The 19,611-nt window shown below is 36.6% G+C and carries 22 protein-coding genes; 4 read left to right on the top strand and 18 right to left on the bottom strand.

The annotated features are described in order from the left end of the window. Positions 1-43: 43 nt before the first annotated feature. Positions 44-781 carry a DUF2935 domain-containing protein gene (locus H7992_RS03265; RefSeq protein WP_082786792.1) on the top strand — a complete coding sequence of 246 codons (738 nt, stop codon included), beginning with the start codon at positions 44-46 and terminating at the stop codon, positions 779-781. 171 nt (positions 782-952) lie between these two features. On the opposite strand, the gene H7992_RS03260 is transcribed toward H7992_RS03265, so the two are convergent. The 8 genes from H7992_RS03260 to H7992_RS03225 all read right to left on the bottom strand — a co-directional run bounded on the left by H7992_RS03260 (position 953) and on the right by H7992_RS03225 (position 7,244). Then, positions 953-1,456 (bottom strand): GNAT family N-acetyltransferase, encoded by a 504-nt coding sequence (locus H7992_RS03260; protein ID WP_067205703.1) that lies wholly within the window; start codon positions 1,454-1,456, stop codon positions 953-955. 1,068 nt (positions 1,457-2,524) lie between these two features. Further along, positions 2,525-3,532 carry a DUF4179 domain-containing protein gene (locus H7992_RS03255; RefSeq protein WP_187046629.1) on the bottom strand — a complete coding sequence of 336 codons (1,008 nt, stop codon included), beginning with the start codon at positions 3,530-3,532 and terminating at the stop codon, positions 2,525-2,527. Then, positions 3,510-4,052 carry a sigma-70 family RNA polymerase sigma factor gene (locus H7992_RS03250; RefSeq protein ID WP_187046628.1) on the bottom strand — a complete coding sequence of 181 codons (543 nt, stop codon included), beginning with the start codon at positions 4,050-4,052 and terminating at the stop codon, positions 3,510-3,512. Before H7992_RS03250 ends, H7992_RS03255 begins: the two co-directional genes overlap by 23 nt. Before the next feature lie 558 nt (positions 4,053-4,610). Then, positions 4,611-5,150, bottom strand: a complete 540-nt coding sequence (locus tag H7992_RS03245; protein ID WP_187046627.1) for a GNAT family N-acetyltransferase — start codon at positions 5,148-5,150, stop codon at positions 4,611-4,613. Positions 5,151-5,322: 172 nt separating this feature from the next. Next, positions 5,323-5,742 (bottom strand): hypothetical protein, encoded by a 420-nt coding sequence (locus tag H7992_RS03240; RefSeq protein ID WP_187046626.1) that lies wholly within the window; start codon positions 5,740-5,742, stop codon positions 5,323-5,325. Positions 5,743-6,025: 283 nt separating this feature from the next. Then, entirely contained in the window at positions 6,026-6,481 is a 456-nt protein-coding gene (locus H7992_RS03235) for a hypothetical protein (protein ID WP_187046625.1), read from the bottom strand. Positions 6,482-6,676: 195 nt separating this feature from the next. Further along, on the bottom strand, positions 6,677-6,823 hold the full coding sequence (locus H7992_RS03230) for a hypothetical protein (RefSeq protein WP_187046624.1): 147 nt from the start codon (positions 6,821-6,823) through the stop codon (positions 6,677-6,679). Positions 6,824-7,103: 280 nt separating this feature from the next. Then, positions 7,104-7,244: a hypothetical protein gene (locus H7992_RS03225; protein ID WP_187046623.1), complete on the bottom strand. Its 141-nt coding sequence runs from the start codon at positions 7,242-7,244 to the stop codon at positions 7,104-7,106. Positions 7,245-8,010: 766 nt separating this feature from the next. Between H7992_RS03225 and H7992_RS03220 the strand changes: the two genes are divergently transcribed. Both H7992_RS03220 and H7992_RS03215 read left to right on the top strand, forming a co-directional pair. Next, positions 8,011-8,448, top strand: coding sequence for a hypothetical protein (locus H7992_RS03220; RefSeq protein WP_187046622.1), 438 nt, complete (start codon positions 8,011-8,013; stop codon positions 8,446-8,448). A 612-nt stretch (positions 8,449-9,060) separates the two neighbouring features. Then, positions 9,061-9,930: a cation diffusion facilitator family transporter gene (locus H7992_RS03215; protein WP_187046621.1), complete on the top strand. Its 870-nt coding sequence runs from the start codon at positions 9,061-9,063 to the stop codon at positions 9,928-9,930. Positions 9,931-10,081: 151 nt separating this feature from the next. Here H7992_RS03215 and H7992_RS03210 read toward each other — a convergent pair whose 3' ends face one another. Then, positions 10,082-10,408, bottom strand: coding sequence for a YnfA family protein (locus H7992_RS03210; RefSeq protein WP_067205681.1), 327 nt, complete (start codon positions 10,406-10,408; stop codon positions 10,082-10,084). 408 nt (positions 10,409-10,816) lie between these two features. Here H7992_RS03210 and H7992_RS24485 point away from each other — a divergent pair, with 408 nt between their 5' ends. Next, positions 10,817-11,104: a phospholipase gene (locus H7992_RS24485; RefSeq protein ID WP_370569956.1), complete on the top strand. Its 288-nt coding sequence runs from the start codon at positions 10,817-10,819 to the stop codon at positions 11,102-11,104. 391 nt (positions 11,105-11,495) lie between these two features. Here the strand turns inward: H7992_RS24485 and H7992_RS03205 are convergent, their stop codons facing one another. From H7992_RS03205 to H7992_RS03165, 9 genes are all read right to left on the bottom strand, one after another. Next, positions 11,496-12,161 carry a TIGR04104 family putative zinc finger protein gene (locus H7992_RS03205; protein WP_067205679.1) on the bottom strand — a complete coding sequence of 222 codons (666 nt, stop codon included), beginning with the start codon at positions 12,159-12,161 and terminating at the stop codon, positions 11,496-11,498. Beyond that, a complete protein-coding gene (locus tag H7992_RS03200; protein WP_187046620.1) occupies positions 12,148-12,684 on the bottom strand; it encodes a sigma-70 family RNA polymerase sigma factor in 537 nt (178 codons plus the stop codon). Before H7992_RS03200 ends, H7992_RS03205 begins: the two co-directional genes overlap by 14 nt. A gap of 292 nt (positions 12,685-12,976) precedes the next feature. Next, positions 12,977-13,390 (bottom strand): GNAT family N-acetyltransferase, encoded by a 414-nt coding sequence (locus H7992_RS03195; RefSeq protein WP_187046619.1) that lies wholly within the window; start codon positions 13,388-13,390, stop codon positions 12,977-12,979. A gap of 429 nt (positions 13,391-13,819) precedes the next feature. Continuing rightward, on the bottom strand, positions 13,820-14,107 hold the full coding sequence (locus H7992_RS03190) for a hypothetical protein (protein ID WP_187046618.1): 288 nt from the start codon (positions 14,105-14,107) through the stop codon (positions 13,820-13,822). 28 nt (positions 14,108-14,135) lie between these two features. Beyond that, positions 14,136-14,417: a cytochrome aa3 quinol oxidase subunit IV gene (qoxD, locus tag H7992_RS03185; protein WP_067205671.1), complete on the bottom strand. Its 282-nt coding sequence runs from the start codon at positions 14,415-14,417 to the stop codon at positions 14,136-14,138. A 1-nt stretch (position 14,418) separates the two neighbouring features. After that, positions 14,419-15,015 carry a cytochrome aa3 quinol oxidase subunit III gene (gene qoxC / locus H7992_RS03180; RefSeq protein ID WP_067205669.1) on the bottom strand — a complete coding sequence of 199 codons (597 nt, stop codon included), beginning with the start codon at positions 15,013-15,015 and terminating at the stop codon, positions 14,419-14,421. Continuing rightward, complete coding sequence (gene qoxB, locus H7992_RS03175; protein WP_067205667.1) at positions 15,002-16,960, bottom strand: cytochrome aa3 quinol oxidase subunit I; 1,959 nt, start codon at positions 16,958-16,960, stop codon at positions 15,002-15,004. The genes qoxC and qoxB overlap by 14 nt, the downstream gene beginning before the upstream one ends. 59 nt (positions 16,961-17,019) lie before the next feature. Continuing rightward, complete coding sequence (qoxA, locus tag H7992_RS03170; RefSeq protein ID WP_187046617.1) at positions 17,020-17,955, bottom strand: cytochrome aa3 quinol oxidase subunit II; 936 nt, start codon at positions 17,953-17,955, stop codon at positions 17,020-17,022. A 688-nt stretch (positions 17,956-18,643) separates the two neighbouring features. Continuing rightward, positions 18,644-19,297 carry a M48 family metallopeptidase gene (locus H7992_RS03165; RefSeq protein WP_187046616.1) on the bottom strand — a complete coding sequence of 218 codons (654 nt, stop codon included), beginning with the start codon at positions 19,295-19,297 and terminating at the stop codon, positions 18,644-18,646. Positions 19,298-19,611 lie beyond the last annotated feature (314 nt).

Here is a 19,611-nt window from a genome sequence, read left to right as displayed (position 1 = left end):
TGTAACACAATCATTGGATGAGATCCGATTTTGGTCACGGATTATGAAGGAACACGCTTTCTTTTTAAGTCTCGGGTTTACTGCAGATGATACAGAACTTATTCGAGAAGCACAGCAATTTATTGCAGTATTTGAACGAATTGAAGAACAAATTAGCAATTACAACGAAACAACAGATCCGAATGTAATTAGACAACTAAACATTCAAGTGTATCAGGCGGCAGCTTCTATTTGGGCATATAAACGAAAAGTACTGGGATTGATATTACGGTGCCAAATTGTGTCCAATAATATTCCTTTATTAGTTGATCATACAAGCCGAGAGGCGGCTTATTTTGCTAAGCGATTGAAAGAATTAAATGAAGGTAAGCTGATACCTTTACCTGAGGCAATTATTAAAGAGAATGTGTTTTTCTTAAAAATAATGGCGGATCACTCAAAATTCATCAGCCATCTATTAGACCCATCCGAAAGAAAACTTGTCGATCAAGCTCGAGAATTTAGCCATGATTTCGACCAACTTCTTTTCCAAGCACAAGATTTGGATCACATGCGTCCTCAGTCAGAAACTCAACCGCTTTTAGAACACTTTCTTGACCAAAATCGCGTTTCTGTCGTATCGTTACGCGATTTCAAAAAGACGGCAAGAGATTTAATTGAAGCATGTAAAATAAAGAGCAACATTCCCGCTTTGCTTGCTGACCACGTTTACCGTGAAGCGGATCACTTCCTTCAAATTATTGATGCATTCGATGAGCATCTTACAACACAAAGTACTTAACACCTTATTATGAAAAAATTGCTGGGATTCATTTCGAGACACTTATTCCCCTTCCGGCGTATTTCATCATATACACCTCCACTATCATAAAAAAGTTATTACCTGACGTGGTATATCCAAAGAAAAAGAACCAACATATAAAATGCTGGTTCTCTCCTACTGAGGAATTATCTAAAAAATTCTCCAATAATATAATTCTTCCGTTTCTTTATACATTTCTGCACCCGTCTTTTCTAATACTCTATGAGAAGCATTATTGTCTTTTTCGGTATCTGCAATTATATACCGAACATTAGGCTGACTTAACAGCCAACTTTTCGTTCTAATAATCGTTTCCGTCATATAGCCATTACCTTGATAGTTAGGCAATGTGTAATAGCCGATTATTACTTCACCATTTGCATTTGGTAAGCCCTTTAGCATCATGCCGCCAATTACACAATTATTATCATCAGAAACAATTAACCAATTTGTATTCCACAAATAATTTTGCTTATCATTTACTACCTTTGTAAGTCTATATTCCATGGCTTGCCTAAGTTCCTCACTAAGAATTTCATCTGAATGACTTAGTGATAACTTTAATTCCATTGCCTTCTGATTATCAATTAGTAATTTTAAGTTTACTGCATTTAAGGGTATTAATCTTAACCGTTCTGTCTTTAATTCCATCATTTATACACTCCTATCATAATTTGCGTCTATTAAATAGACAAATAACAAATTTAGAAATAAGTATATGTTATTGGCAGCGGCTCCCATAATATTAATTCCATATAAAAGAGGAAGCAATAAATTCATTTCCAATAAAAGTATGGATAATTAATTCTAACAATTAGATAACTTCCGTGCAAGTTCGCTGGTACTTTTCGCTATCTAACGGGATTCTTATAAATAATTCCGTATACAACCAGAAGATACCAATCATCAAAATAATTCCAATATAAACGGACATTATTGCAACAATTAAATCAGCTCCGCTAAATGGAATCTTTGAAAAGACCGAATAAGACTCCCGTTAATCTGCCAGAATCAAATCAAACAGCATCATTATATACCAAGCATTCGCCGACATGACCGATACTCTAAACTATAAGGCCAATCAACAGCCTGTTTTCGATATTAAGAACGCTCAACAAACGTACAACCGCAACTTCAACTCCATCAACATGTATGAATTCAAACATTTCCGCTAGACGAACACCAATATAACTATTTAAAGAAAGTTCCGCTGCAAGAACAAGTGCCTTGTTCTTGCAGCGGAACTGAAAACGCCTTTCTCAAGTTTTTTAATTAAGCGATAGTCTGATAGGATAACCATATGTTTTTTGGGAACGTCTTCCGTGTAACCACTTCGAATGGTTATACATAAATGGAAGGCGTTTTTCCTTACTATAGACTCTAATTTACAGTACAGGTATCAAACCTTGGACAGTTAACCATATAAGTAGTGCAAAATTAGCGCCACACAACAGAGAATGAAAATATGTGCAGAACGGGTATTGGATACTACGCCTGGGAGAGGAAGGTCGATCAGCTATTAATCATTGAGCATGCATGCAGTATGGACATTCATAAATATTCAATTACTCGGTATATAATGATTCCAAAAGGAAAGGGAATTCGAACATTTTCTACTAAGACAGTATTTCTATTACAGTTAATCGACTGGGTTAAGAAGCATAAGTGTACGCCCAAGTTTAAACGTTTGAGAACAGCACTGTTGAGTAAATCACCTGATAGCTACTCTAATTCCACAATAATCGGTTCGAAATCAATACGTTTATTATCGCTTTGACTATTGCTTACATGTGCGAATGGATAAAATGTAATGGATGTTGCTTCTTGGGCAAGACCATGAATCGTTGCATTCCATGTGATATCTTCACTGGAATCTCCACCTTTTGTTCCTGTTCCGCCAGTATAAGGCACTTTATATTCGTTACCTAAATTATCAATTGCATGTAACTCTGCTTCAACGTACATCCAGTTGTTATGAACGGATGGTTTGACATTTTGTAAATAGTTTACTGTTAAATTGACATCTGTTTTGATTGCGTCAATTAATTCGACTGTAATACCTTCTTTACTTACTTGTTCATTAATCGAAATATGTGATCCCTTTAGCGCATTTAAAGAAAATGCAAACTGCCAATCCCCTTTTATTGTCTTTTGATCTGAAGAAATCGATTTTGGTTTCCAAATAACATTTACCGTCTCCTTAGCGTCCTCCAGCATTGATAAGGTCATCATGCCGACATAGCCGACTCCATCGACATACTCTCCTTCATAGCCAGCATTACTTATATTAGTGGGCAGATTTTCGAAAGTTGGAAATGAACCTAAATCCTCTTCTGTTCGCAGTACATACGAAAGCGTCACCGTATTCCCATCATAAAATGCTTTCTCAATAATTAGTTCGACGCCATTACTTTTTTCAACTAAACCAATATCTGTACTGATTTCCTCATACGCTTGATAATAGTCTTCTTGTAAGATGAAATAGTCGAATGCATGACCAATGACTGGAATTTGCGTAACAAAGTTAGCAAATGCAGGTGACACATAAGCAGAGGAAATCGTACAAATAGACAGAATCCCTACAACTGCAGTATATTTAACCATTCGTTTGAAGGGGAATTTTATTATCTTTTTCTCCTGTTTAAAAGCATCTATCAAAATAGCATCTAACTCTTCAGAAGGAACAGGAATTTCATTTATCACTTCTTTAAAGCGGTTTTGCTCGGTCATCTATATACACTCCTTTTAATATCGGTTTGAGTTTCGCTAACGCTCTCTTGCCATTCGATTTGACTGTACCGATTGGTTCGCCAAGTATCTCTGCTATTTGCTCAAAAGTTAAATCTTCATAATATCTCAAAATAAGGACTGTCTTATATTTGTCATTTAATCTATAAATGGCATCAAGTAAGTCCATTTTTTCATCAGATGTTGCCATCTCCGCGGAAAGGGATTGAAATTTCAGATCGTCCATCAAAACCACTTTCTTTTGTTTTTGAAGTACACCAAGTGATACATTGATACAAATTTTCATCAGCCATGTCGAAAAATACTTTGGCTCCCTTAACTGATGAATAGACTCAATTGCCGATAGCACAGTTTGCTGGAAAACGTCTAAAGCATCCGCCTTATTTCGAACATAACTAAATGCAGTACGATAAATTTTCTCTTTTTCTTGTTGAAGCAAAAACAACAACGCTTGTTGATCTCCTCCAATCGCTTTTATTACTTTCTTGTCATTAACCGTCATTTTTTTCACCGTCCTGACTATTAGAGAGTTTTCAATCAAAAAAAGATGCACTTTTTGGAAATAAAGAACTACTCAACCGATAATGGCTTCTCTTTTGGGGGGGACATTAGAGAAAAAACATTAATAAAAACGCTTATTGAAACGACTAAAAAAGCATCGGTGCAATAACCGATACTTTCACTTTTCTGAAAAAATTATAATTAAACTAAAAGGAGCGTTCGACATACATGTAGCGCAAAATCAGCGTTACAGCGCAGAGGATAAAAATGTATGCAGAACGGATATTGGATACTACGACTGATGAAGAAGGACAATCAACTATGTTGCCATAGAGCCCCCATCCGTTAGTCTAACACCAACGATTATGGTGCATCACAGACTATTGCACCCAATATGGGTAGCCACTTATGGAATATTAATCCTACTTTAGTTACTGGAACAGACTTACCTATATTATATGAAGGATGAAGCTGTTGCTTAATTTACCTATACATTCAATATTATCGTTCTCTAGGCTTAGCTTTATTGTTATACATTATTATCATTAATTAGAGTTTTTTATTTCATGGAAGTTAAATAAGACTTAAATTTAATAGTCAAAATGTAATAAACAAAGTTTAACCTCTGGCCATTCATTTCGAATTCTCCGCTATCAGTAGCTGTTCTCTCAAATCCATTTTTCTCTAAAACTTTTTGAGAAGCTATATTGTTAGTTGTTGTTTTCGCTTTAATTTGTTTTATGTCTATGTCAGTTACTGTTTCTACTAATAACTTCAATGCTTTAGTGGCAATACTTTTTCCAGTATGTGCTTGCCCCACCCTATAACCGAGATGACCCGTTTTTTGAGATTTATCAATATCCACGACATTTATTCTTCCTAGAATTGAATTATCTTTATCTTTAATTAAATAAAAATATGAACCTCCTTGAACTTGTTCTTCAAGTAAATCTTCGTGTCTTTTTTTAAAAACCTCAAGGTTATAATAGTCATTTCCACGAGTAGGTACCATTTCTTCGAAAAATGCTCTGTTATCAAGTTCAAACTTATACAAACCTTCAGCATCTGTATCCTGTAATTTTTCAATATATATGTCCATGTATAATAACCTCTATTCTTATATTGTTGTCTATTAGAAGTCTCTCCATGAGATTCTACCTGTTAACAGCCATTCGATTGCTGAACGATCTCCCTTATCCCATGTGCTTAAGGTAAACATAACCCACTTCACAAACGCACTCGTTAATTGAAGAGTATACGAAGATAGGGAATTATTTTACTAATTCTTCTCCTATTAAAATTTCATAAAGGTCTGCTGAATCTTGCTTTGTTAATTTCACATACTTATCGCTATCGTTAACTATCTCTAGATTTTCACCATTTGAGCTAATCCATAGTAAATAAGACGCTATTTTGTCTTCGCTGCCGTAGCGATTCTTAGAAGGAAATTGAAATTGGTAGTCAGCATAGTGTGCCATTGCTACCTTTTCATTTTCAAAATCAGCATTTCCAACTATATCTATCGCTTTTTTTACCTGATTTTTTTTAGTGACTTCTTTGATGTCTTCAAAAACATTTTCTTCACCAGTTCGTTTCTGTACAGTTATTTTTTGCCCAACCATTTCATTCAAACAACCCGAAGTAACTAACAGAAAACCAAGTAGAGATAAAAACAGTATTAATTTTTTCAATCTGTTCTCCCCTTTTATTATTACTTTCTTATTGTACGACCCTGTACAGTTAGTTGAACAATAGTTGCACGGTTAATAAAGTTAATCTTCAATCAGAGGGGGGTTCTTCATCCCCCACTGATTGTTAGTTTAACCATTCGGGCTTTTACGGGCAGTTGATCCCCCACTTATTCTTCTTGTGTCCTTGAATACTTGAAGTGGGGGTCTTACTACCCGTTAATGCGGGATAAAACTATTCGAGCCTTTTTCGATTAGGCTAATTTCCAATCACTTCCCTTGTTATTCATTTTTTCTTGGTCCAAAAAGATATAAACCCTATAAAAGATAACAATGCTACAAATGTCCATATATTAAAGAAAATATTGTTCGAAAATTGACTAAGCAATCCTACCTCCATATATGGGTGATTTGTATTAATATAATTCCGGTATATTGTTGCTCTATAAAAAGTAATCACCCCAATAATAATGAAAACAATTAAGTAACTATACTTGAACCATTTCTGCTTTGTTAACGAAAGGATTTTATGAAGTTTCTCGAATACAAAAATCAATGAAAAATAGAAATAGAAAATAACTGGACCTGGAGCCATAACAAAAAACAGAGCTGCATTACCATTACCACCACCTAATAAATCATTTGTGGGGTCAAATGGAACAGTTAATCTATGTGCAAAGAAAAACGCAAAAGCAGTAATTAATCCAGAAATAAAAATGCTAATAGTAAATAGTATCCTCATACCCCTATCTCCCTCCAAAATATAGCGTTCTGTTTCATTTATGAATTGGACGTATTCGTTACAATCATTGAAGGGGCTTGCATAGTCCACACGCATCAGGTTAACATAACGCCATTTCTCGGAAGTATTTAACTCCATTACTCAAAAATATAAAGCTACTATGAAAGGCAGCTATATCTTCACCAAAGCCCACCGTTATTGCAGCATATTAAATACTAAAGCAATTAGATAAAGTGGGACTCCGACAATTAACATTCCAGCAATTAGATAACAAGTACTCGTAAAAATAAACTTAAAGAAATCATAGATAGCTCCAGCTAAATCGTCAATAAACCTTGTCATTTTTACCCCTCCATAATTTGTCCTGTTATTTGAACATTTTTCCTCATGAAATAATTATGATCCCACAAAAGACAACAAAGCAAAAACAAATGAAATAATCTTACAAAACACAACTTCATTTTTGAAGTATTTCTACTTTGTCCCACGCAACAATAATATCTGGTTTATAAGCGTTCGTTTTAAAATAACCAACTAACTTCATACAAGCTATATAAGATACACTAATTAATATTGAACCAATAATAGCCTGAAGAACCACCTTCACATTGACAGCTGCTTCTCAACTCACACCACCATAATAATCCATATTCTTCATTTCACTAACTTGTCCCTTAGTTACATAAGAAACTGGAATAGCTCCATAAGATCTAACTGAAAAACATCCATTCAATCGCTGAACGACTTTGTATACACCATTCACAATAGGTTGACATCCCCCTAATTGATACTCCATTACTCAATTAGAAAGAGCTGTAATTAAAGGCAGCCTAATCTTCACTAAAGCAACCCGTTAGCCTGACTCCAACGACCACGATACGTAAAGCGCTTTCGGGAGATTAATCCCACACTAGTTTTTGCACCGGCATTGCCTATATTTTCTGGAGGATGGAGCTGATTGTTAATGTACCTTTCAATTCAACATTACCCTTCTCAAGGCTCAGTAGTTTTTTGTTATGCACTATTATCAATAATTAGCGTTTTTTTATTTTCATGGGAGTAAGACAACATTATGAATTTATATTGATATTGTAGAAATTGGTGATGGCTGTTTCTCGCAATTGGTCGGTCACTCATTAGACTCAATATACTTCCGTCCATATTCTCCACTTTGCTAATCAAATATAATGATGTTACTATCCATTCGGTGAGATTAACCCATATCAGAGTGGTTCTTCTAATTCATAAGTGGTTTCGAATTTCAAATATATTGAAATAAGCCAGACACCTAAAAGAATACATATACTTAAGGAAATAATAGAAAGAACATAGGATCTTTATTCATTTGATTATATTTCCATTATACCATTCTCAACAAATAGATTTTCTCGAATTATCTGTTTCCTTAAGCGTTGTTGCTTTAGGGATGATTTTTATTATGTTTATATTTTCTGATATAATAGTAATGTAAACAATCCAAATGATTAATTCGCTATATCTCATATTATGTATTAGGTGGTGATTAGATTTTGAAAAACATTTCTTCGTTAAAAGGTCTTATTTTCGGTGTTCTATTTTCATTCGTTACTGCATTGTTATTTATGCTAATAGGACAAACGTTGGCTGGTGGCATAACTTTATTCAGGGGTGAAAGTTGGTTATATTTCTCAGTGATAATTCCTTTCGCAACTACCTTTTCAGTGTTAGGAGGATATTTTCACAATAAAAACGAAATCTCCAACAAAAAACTTTGGCTCTTAAGCCTTCTAAGTGCATTTCTTGTAGCTTTATATAGCGGAACGATAGGCGCAATTTTTGGCGAAACTATCGTTAGAGGTGGCATGAAAACGATAAACGTTGAAGGTACATTGATTTGGGGTACAATATATGCTTTCATTTTACTTCCAATTACCACACCATTCGCAAGATTACTGATAGGCATTTTGCATAAAATTATCAGAAGATAGATAAATTAAACATATTTCTCAAATGAACTAAAACATTATAATGCTACTATGCAGTTGAGCGATTGGATTGCTGTTTTATAGTTTGATCCATTTTTTTGCTGTATTAAAAAGTCCAATTCCGATTCCTTCTAAAATACTCTTTGCCTTGTCATCTAGTATTCCTCATCTCTTGAATAGTCCACATATAATACCTACATCGACAGTCTTCCATTTATACCTGCTTATCCAACGGACACAATGTTTGAACTCTACGAGAGTGGGTGGGTATGATAGGTTCATTTGCCTGATGCAATAACCGCTTCAGCCTTTCAATGTAAATCGTACCCACAGAGGCTCCATTTCTAAATACCTCACCTTATTTAGCTGAAGACAACCGACTTTTCTTACAGGTTAATATCGAGCTATAATTACCTTCATCTGCTACTATATATATACGTCTAAACTTAGTGAGTGATAACTGTGCCCCAACTTGGATTTAACTCAAAATTATATTTCAAAACCCAAAACCCTCGACTGGAATCAGTCGAGGGTTTTTGTTGCGTAAGGGAAAGAATTCTCCTAGTTATGCTCAATTTATGAATCATGTTTTGAATTCGATAGGGGGGCAAAAAAATGGAGAATCAAAAGTATAATAACCTTAAGTTAGGAGAACGTGGAGCAATCATTAGCATTATTGCTTATGTTTTTCTTTCTATCATAAAGTTGGTTGTTGGATATATGAGTGACTCTGCCGCATTGAGGGCAGACGGACTAAACAATACAACTGATATTGTCGCATCAATTGCTGTCCTTATCGGACTAAGACTTTCACAAAAACCACCTGACAAGGATCATGGTTACGGTCATTGGAAAAGTGAAACAATTGCCTCAATGGTCGCTTCATTCATTATGCTAGCAGTTGGTATTCAAGTATTGAATGAGGCAATTACCTCCATGTTTCAAGGAGGCAAAGAGACCCCTCATATTGGCGCCGCTTATGTAGGTGTTTTTTCTTCAATAGTTATGTATTTTGTCTACCGTTACAACAAAAAACTAGCCGAAAAAATTAATAGCAAAGCGGTTATGGCCGCTGCAAAAGATAACATTTCAGATGCCTGGGTAAGTATGGGAACGGCTATAGGTATATTTGGTTCACAATTAAATATGCCATGGTTGGATACGCTAACTGCCATTACTGTTGGACTATTAATATGTAAAACGGCTTGGGATATCTTCAAACTAGCTTCACATGAACTTTCGGATGGATTTGATGTAGATAAAATTAAACTCTATCAGGATATAGTCAAAAAAGTGGATGGAGTTCTAGGTATAGAAACAATTAAAGGGAGGTATTACGGAAATAATGAAGTAATAGATATTGTAATTTTAGTTGATTCCTCGTTAAATATTAAAGACTCTCATGATATAGCCAGCCATGTTGAAAAAGTCTTGATAAATGATCATGGTGTATACGATGTTCATGTCCATGTAGAGCCTGAATGAATCTCCCGAGACTGAAGTCACGGGTGTTCTGGGCTTAATCATAAATTAATAATACCAACAAATAAATTGCTATTTCTTCCTCCTCAATAAAAAGCACCTGGCATCCAAACATTTCATAACCATTTGGATACCAGGTGCTATTCGCTATACATTAACTTCTAGGCGCCCATAACATAACGGATACACCAACTATACAAATTGCAGCACCAATCCAATCGTATGTATCCGGCATCTTTTTATCGACGCCCCATCCCCAAAGTACAGATAGCACAATGAATACCCCGCCATAAGCAGCATACACCCTGCCAAAAGTCGGGAAGTGCTGGAAAGTGGCAATCACTCCGTACATCGCTAAAACAAGCCCGCCTATAAGACCCAAGTAAGCCGGTTTACCCTCTCTTAACCACTGCCAAATAAGATAACCTCCACCGATTTCCGCTAGACCCGCAAATAAAAAAAGCAGTATTACTGTAATCAAAATAAAGACATCCTTTCGAAAGTTTAATATGCAGGTTCTATAACCTTTTTATATAGATGAAGTAATCACTAGCAACATGGAGAAAAAAAGCAGCAAATAATCTCCAAAATCATAAAGGTCATAATGATTCCCTTCAAACCCGCTTCGATCCACCCTCTTAGGCGCCTTCGCTCAGTTTTATATATATATTCATATGTTCAATATACTTCGACATTATGCTGGTTGAATTGAAACCCGTTGTCAATGTTTGATTATTAAAGTTTAGGGATGTCTTCATTATACCTCAATCATTCTTTCCTCTTTTGATAAAATAATTGCGAAGTCCGTAGGTAACAGCTTATACATTATTTCGTACCAATGAATAATCTATAGTAAGTAGTGACTTAGCCATCAGAGGAGGTTTTTATATTGTCACGGAGGAGAAATGGAAGATTTCGTTTTTGTATTCTACCAGGCTATAATTGGTGTGGACCTGGCTGTAATGGGCCCGGCGCACCTATTAATGATTTAGATGCAGCTTGTAAAGCACATGATGATTGTTATCGCAGGGATAGAAACCCATGTGAATGTGACCGCGAATTTCTTAATCGGCTACGATCTAAAATAGATCCATATACTAAAAAAGGAAGACACGCCCGTATGCTTTATAATTATATGAAACTACAAAAGATTTTCACTTGCAACTTTTATAGATAATGAAAGGCGCTTGGTACTAAAGTAATTCAGCATATTTTAGAACTAGGTGCTTTAAATCATGTTTTTTCCGATCTTTTAATTACCAATAAACTCATATGGTACAGTTAGCATTAAAAAAACTAGAAAAATAAGTGAAAATGATGAAGCAGATAGAACCTTTACAGGTTGCTAGTATTACTCAACTTAATATTTACACATCCTATATCTGAAAGGAATTCCATCCCTAAATGTTCCTAGCACTTATGCAAACTTCATTTGCACCACCAACCTGGCTGAAGACAATCTTGACGCTGCAATGGACTTGGTCAAATTGGGCGTTTGCAATTGTTCCGGTACGCTGACACTTCAAAACCCGAATTTGCAGCTGAATTGTCCTGGTGACAGTAATTTATCACCATAAAGGATCATTGATAGGATCTTTCTTCTGGAGTTCCAAATAATATGGACCTAGGCTAAACATGATATACGCAGCACATGAGACATGCACAACAATACCTAGCAATATATTATCAAATAGCTGAGGGGCGATAATCATAAAAGGTATAAATATATTTAACATACCACCTTTTAATCTTGATTTTTTCGTTCGGTACTGTATTTGACCACAGTAAGGACATGTCATTTTTGTGTTTTTCATGCTTTGTTTCAAGGCCTCTCGATAGGACCATTCTTCACCACATTCCACACAAATCGGTAAGCCTTTTCCACTTTTTTGCAAGCGTCTCTTTAACAAGTCCCGCAGAATAATAAAGAAGCTTATGTAGAGTACCGCTTTTGAAAAATCATTAGTAAGCATTGACCAAGTCGTAGTCGTTATAGGTTCAATCGGTGCTGCACCTTGCGCCTTACTTGCAGGTCCCTCCTGTTGCCATAGTAAATAACTGAAGCCTATTGCGAATATCGTGAAAATCGCGAGCACAAATCGATATTGTAAGTTGATGCGTCTCTTGTGGTTGTGTAATTTTGCTTTTGCCTTCGTTGCAATTAGCTGCTTCTTCTCTTTGGACAATGACACAGACTGAAGCTCACGATTTAAATCTTCCTTAAATTGATTCACGGCCTAGTTCCTCCCATTCATAATCAATTATCCGATTTCCCAGTTGCTTTCGCGCACGCTGTAATCTAGTTCTTACCGTAGCTTCCGGACGCTCCAATAATTCCGCGATTTCTACCGTCGTCATCTCCTGAAAATAATAAAGAATGAGCACTTCACGATAGGTGATTGATAATGTAAACAAGGCATCCACTAATTCCTGCTTTTCCACTTTCTCAATTATTGCACGTTCAGGCGTATGAGTAGTGCCTCTCCCTTTAATTTTTTCAAACAGCATGGTTCGCTTGTTCTTCCAACTTCGTAAATAATCATGGCTGCGATTAACCGTCATTTTCACCAAGTAGGTCCTCAGCGATGCCTCCCCCCTGTACTGATCCTGTTTCTCATAGAAGGCAATGAACACGTCTTGTACAATATCCTCAGCGGTTGCATTATTTTTCACGTACAAATAGGCGACACGCAATAAATAATCACCATGTTCGGCAATAATTTCTTCAATTTCCGTCACAACCTCACCTACCTTCATCCTACTGACGCACCCCAAGCCTTTTCCGATTCACTTTTACTAACTTTATTTACTATGCATGTATTTTAAATCCTCATTAGATGCAATTATAGCGCTCTACTTTGGGATAATGAAAAATACCTGGTAATAAACCCAAATGGGATTATTACCAGGTATCTGGGCTGTTCAAATTTACTTTGGGGTAACTCCAACCAGGCAACATGCTCGCAGTAGTGAACAATGAAAATAAGGTGTAGTGGTGCATCTTTTAACAATTCCGTTGAGATTGGACAAATTCCCAAGCGTTATTGGCTTATATTTTCAAACTTCCAGATTGCATTTTATAATTCCTAAAAACCATACCATTTGTCTGCGTCATACCGAACTTATCATAATAAGGAATTAAATCGTCATCACAGCATAGGTCAATCATATAGATGCCATCGAGTTCTTTTAGCATCCGATCTACTAATTCCTTACCTATACCTTTATTTTTGTATTCCGGTAAAACCTCAAGAAATGGAATGTAGGCAGATAGAACTCCATCACTTATCGCTGTAATAAATCCAACTACTTGATTAGTTTGATCATCAATAGCAATAATCACTTCACTGCTTTTCTTTAACAGTAGTAAGTGAGTTTGCGGATTTGGTGGCTTTGGCCAATCTACAAAAAAGCCCTTTAACATATCAGAAGAAATACCATCGAGTGTGTTCTTGTATATCATAATATATCAGCTCCTAATTTATAGTTATTTATTAGATAGATGATATATCTCAAAAGTAAAGTACCAAAAATATGACCTCCAAGCATTCTAAAGAATACTATACAGCAATTATCAAAAGATGCAATATTTAGTATTTTACCTATTAAAGCTAATTCACCTATATATGATGAAATAAAAAAGATACCCGGTCCTAACACAAGTCGCAATTGTATCAGAACCAGGTATCTTACACTATCGATTATTTCATAATTCTTTACTACTACACAAAGCTGGTGGGTACCTTTTATTCTTTCATTATATTATCAACCCTTCACTCTTCGCTAATCTCTAACGGTTTACCTTCTAAAATCTGCTCGACTTCTTCGTAACCAGTTAAAAATGCGAAGTCGTAACGTGCGGGTATTGCAAAAACATATTTTTCATTACGATTTAATTCTTTTGGTCCGATAGGTGCCGCCCTATATGGAACTTCTCCTGCTGTAATGAATCCCATTGCTCTATTGTGAAAATCATAATCGGTATATCTTGACGCGGATTTTCCGAAGTCCACTGAGGATGTCGAATAGAATTCATTGGACCATTTTCAATTACCTCTTCCGTTTGAGCCTGTGAAACCGCCAAGCCCTCCCACTCGTCCGTTACAATCGAATAATCCTTCCAAGTTGCGGGTAATGTAAAATCAAACCCATATTCTGTGTTTTTATAAAGGAGCGCCATTTTAGGCGCTCCTTTTTGATATATTCTGTTACATATCCCAAGCCAAAATTAGTAATGAACCCAAGATGGTAACAAGCGCTATAGCAACTGCATAATAGATATTCATATAAATCGCCTTTTTATCTTCAGTTTCACCAGCATGCATAAAGACAACGAGTTGGACTGCTGCTTGTACGAATGCTGTGACTAAAAGAATTGTCATCCCCACTGCAAATGAAAAATCTAAGAAATAGACAGTCAGTGCAGCTGCAGTAAGAACTAACGAAAAGATAAAGCCCATTACTTGTTTGCGCGGGAATAATTCGCTCATGTTACATCATTCCTTTCAAGTAGATGAAGCTGAAAATAAAGATCCAGACAACATCTAAGAAATGCCAGTAAAGTGAAAAGATAAATGATTTATTGGCTGTCTCAGGCGTCAAACCGCGCTTTTTCACTTGAAGGATGATGAATAATCCCCAAAAGAAACCAAGTGTAACGTGAGCTCCATGTGTCCCTAATGTAGTTAATAGGATAGCTGTGAATGCACTCGTTTGAAGGCCAGCTCCAACATGGACATAATGCGTAAACTCATAAATTTCTACGCCTATGAATGCAAGACCAAGTAGCAAGGTAATCGCAAAGAATGTCATCATTGCATTTTTTTTACCTAGACGCATTGCATGAACACCAAGACCAATCATAAAACTACTTGTTAACAGTAAAATCGTTTCAAAGAGCACTGGAGTGAGTTCAAAAATCTCAGCTCCGGACGGTCCGTTGCCCGTACGATGCTCTAAAATGAAGTAGGTTGCGAAAAGTGTTGCAAACAGCATTACTTCGGCTCCAAGGAAAATCCAGAAACCTAAAATGTTCAATTTATTTTGTTCTGTACCATATTCAAGTGGAAGCGAGTTATCTGTTTTCATCAGCCCGCACCTCGCAATCTTTTTCAGTGTCTTCTACTTCTTGAACGGAAATGTAATGCCCGTGGTCTTTCTCGAATGAACGGTAAGCCAAACACGCAAAGATTCCAATTGTCGCAAGAATTGCAGGAAGCCACATGTTGAATATGAGCGAGAAGCCCCATACGAAGAAAATACAACTCATGATGAACGGCATACCGCTGTTATTCGGCATATGAATCTTTTCAATTTCATCTTTGAATAATGGTTGTCCTTTTTTCTTATGATCCCAGAACGCTTCAATTGAATTAACTTGAGGTGTCTTCGCAAAGTTATACGATGGCACCGGACTGTGAGTGGCCCATTCCAACGTACGTGCATCCCACGGATCTGAACTGATATTTCTTGATGCATAGCGAATGCTGTGATAGATGTTATAGACAATTAAAGCAAAGCCTATCGCCAGTACAATTGCTCCAGCAAAGGACAGTAAATTAAGCGCTCCATACCCCGATGCTTCAGAGTACGTGTACATCCGACGTGCTTGTCCATCCAATCCAGTGAAGAACATTGGGAAGAATGTTACGTTAAAGCCAATCGCGATAAACCAAAATGCCCATTTCCCAATTCTTTCACTTAACATGAAGCCAAACATTTTCGGCCACCAATACGTGAGACCAGCTATCATCGCGAAGACAACACCAGGAATAATTGTGTAGTGGAAATGCGCAACCAAGAACATCGTATTATGGTATTGATAGTCGGCACTGGCCATACCAAGCATTACCCCGGTCACTCCACCGATTGTAAAAATCGGAATGAATCCTATTGTATAAAGCATCGGAACAGTAAATTCAATTTTCCCTTTACGCATCGTAAGCAGCCAGTTAAATATCTTAATCCCCGTCGGAACGGCAATCGCCATTGTCGTGATTGAGAAAATACTGTTTGTCAGTGGACCTTGTCCCATTGTAAAGAAATGATGAGTCCAAACCAAGAATGAGAAAAACGAAATGATTACGATCGATGCAACCATTGATTTATACCCATAAAGGTTACGACGGGAAAAAGTAGAAATGATCTCACTATAAATACCGAATGCCGGCAAAATCAGAATGTAAACTTCCGGATGTCCCCAAATCCAGAACAGGTTCGCCCAGAGCATATCCATCCCGCCATTTGTCATCGTAAAGATATTTGTGCCGAATAGCCGATCCATCGTTCCCAATAGAAGCGCAATTGTCAGTACAGGAAATGCGAAAACGACAATTGCATTCGTGATTAAAGCAGTCCATGTGAACATTGGCATTTTCATCAATTTCATTCCAGGTACTCTCATTTTGAGTATCGTAGTCGTGAAGTTAATGCCTGATATTAATGTACCAATACCGGCAATCTGAATCGCCAGCATGTAATAATTGGTTCCTACAGATTGACTGAAGTCATTCCCTGCAAGTGGGAAATACGAAGTCCAGCCGGCATCAGGAGAGCCACCAACTACGAATGAAATATTGAATAACATCGCCCCCATAAAGAACAACCAGAAACTAAGTGCATTCAAACGAGGGAATGCTACATCGCGCGCTCCAATTTGCAATGGAACAACGAAGTTCATTAATGCATAGATAAATGGCATAGCCATGAAAATGATCATAACAACTCCATGTGTGGTGAAAACTTCATTGTAATGCTGAGCATCTAGCAGCTTGTTGTCAGGTACAGCAGTTTGTGCCCGCATCATAATTGCGTCTACTCCACCACGGAATAGCATTATCAAAGCAGCAATTAGGTACATAATACCGATTTTCTTATGGTCTACGGTTGTCAGCCATTCACGCCATAAATAACCCCATTTTTTAAAATATGTTAATCCGAAGAGAATCGCAATCATGGTTAGGCCAATGGCAACCATTGATGCGTAAATCGCAGGACTTGGATGTGGAATCGCAAAACGATCAAAGTACTCCATACTTCTATGACTCCTCTCAAAAATTAGACTCTATATGCAAAGTGATTTGTTTGGAAATTTTAATGTTGATGTTCCGTATGTCCCATGTCTGATCCACCATCAACATCGGCAGATTCGTCTTTTTTTGCTTTATCATCGGAATTACTTGATCCATGTTGATGTCCCCCATGCTCCCCTTCTGGAGCCGGTGAGAATTCCAAGTGAGTTTTATTAAACGTTAATTGGCCAAGATGACCCGGTTCTAATAACTCTTCAAATCTCTCCTCAGTAAGAGTATCCGCAGTCGCTTTCACTTCTTCTACCCATTTATCGAATTCCGATTCAGGCATCGCTTCCACATGGAATATATTCTCAGCGAACCCTTTACCGCTAAAGTTTGCATTTCTCCCCATGTATTCTCCCGGAACGCTAGCTGCCAAATGTAACGTGGTCACCATGTCCGACATTGCATATTTTTGTCCGCCAAGTTGTGGAATCCAAAAACTCGTGATGGGTCCGTATGAGTAAAGTCTAAATTCCAACGGTCGATCTGTTGGGATATACAAATAGTTAACAGTTTCGATATTTTCTTCCGGATAACTGAAATGCCATTTCCAGTCAGAGGAAGATGCATAAACAACCAATGGCTTTTGACCTTCATAACCCTTTGGTGTCGCCTCAACTTCATAAGTGGATTTGACAGTGATGATTGAAAGGAAAATGATAATCAGAACCGGAATACCAACAATAATCGCTTCAACCACCGGATTACCTTCGATATGTGGGGGCTCATAATCTGCACTCTGTTTCGACGCACGATATTTTATTACGATGTATGCCAACATACCGAAAACCACGACCACAACCAACGCCATGGTAGCAATCGAAATCCAAATAACATTAGAAATCGTTTCAGCTTGCGGCCCTTTTGGATCCATAACCATTACTGGTTCACAGCCAGCTAACACTGCGATAATACTGATAACCAAACCTAAAAAAGTCCATTTCATTCTCATGAAGGTACCCCTTTCTTTTACTCTATAAGCTTTAGTAGCATAATAAAAAAACATATTAGTCGGTTACTCTCACAACATATTTTCATCTTATTATAATGAAATACTAAAAACAATTACCTAAAGTGAACTTCATCAAAACTTCATCAATTCTTCACCGAAAGGCTAGTAATTACGTCACAAAACGTTCAACAAGTTCACTTTTCGTTTATATAAAAATAATGAATACCTTATTATTATTAAATGTGTTATAGTCTGATTACTGAAAAAATATGTTATTCACCCCTTATTAATTCAGGCTTTTCTCACCTTACAAATCCTGAAAGAAATAATTTAATTAAAACCCGTATTGGAATCAATTACATTCGTATTCAATTACTCGTTACCACACAAAAAACACTTCTTTCTAGAATGCATTTTCGTTTCACATTATTAATAACATGCCAAACATCAAATCAATTAATAATAATTTGAGTACCGAGAGGATTAAGTGATTTGTTATTGAGTCGAATACTGGACACAAAAAAGGTACTAGGTTAAAAACAATTGGGAATTGTTTTTAACCTAGTACCTATTGCAATACATGAATCTTATAATAAAACGCCCCCAAAGATACACTCAGGAGGCAAGAGAGTATCAGCTTTTGAACATAAAAACACGTCCACATTTTCTCTAAATGTGGACGTGTTTATTAAAGTGACATTGAATACCCATGCCTCGCCAAATACTCTTCCTTCTCTTTATAATCCGGCATAATACTTCCGACACGTCTCCAAAATGAGCGATCATGATTCATATGAAGTATATGACAAAGTTCATGGATTATCACATAATCGATGACTTCAACCGGAGCCATAGCTAGACGATAATTAAAAGTTAGCTTTTTATCCGAACTACAACTACCCCACTTGGCTTTAGACTCTACTATTTCGATGATTTTAGGCTTTACTTTTAGTTGTTTTTGATATATTTTTATCCGTTCTTCTATAATCGTCCTACAGCTGGCGATATAGAACTTCTTGAGATTTCTTTTAAGTACCTCTTCATTTAACTCACTACTATCTATTAACTCATGAAGAAAACGGTCTTTCCCAAGGTATAAAAACTTCCCTTGAGCGTGATACTCTCTTGCCTTAGGGGCTTCTCGAGCTACTTCAATTTCATGTATTTTCTCTAGTATCCTTTTCCCTTTGCTCTCAATGGCACTGACAATCATTTCTTTACTTGTGTCATTTGGAGCTTTAACTGTTATGAAACCAAACGAATCTATCTGAATGGCTAGCTTCTTCCTATTTCCATACTGAACATTAAATTCTATAATTTCATTTTCAATTTCAACCTTCATAACAAGCATCACCTTTATACATTTATTCTCAACCCTTGTTTATTAACTGATCCACTATTGTCTTTCTATTCTTAGCCACAATCCATCGATTCACTTCCTGATACATTCATCTTAGTGTGTATTAACCATTCTGGCAACAAACGCTCCGTAGAGTAATACAGGCGCTACATGTACAACTGCTTTTTGGGACGAAAGAATAGTGGGACTTCTTATCTGAATATAATCCGCCAAAGATATAATTTTGGCGGCTGAAACTTTCTTTATGATTTTCTCTATTTTAATAGTAAAGAAGTGTCACTTTCTATTAGGCATCA

The organism is Sporosarcina sp. resist (genome assembly GCF_014302295.1).
Lineage (GTDB): Bacteria > Bacillota > Bacilli > Bacillales_A > Planococcaceae > Sporosarcina > Sporosarcina psychrophila.
The sequence above is the reverse complement of the archived record's forward strand: the minus strand, read 5'-3'. Positions and strand labels throughout refer to the sequence as shown.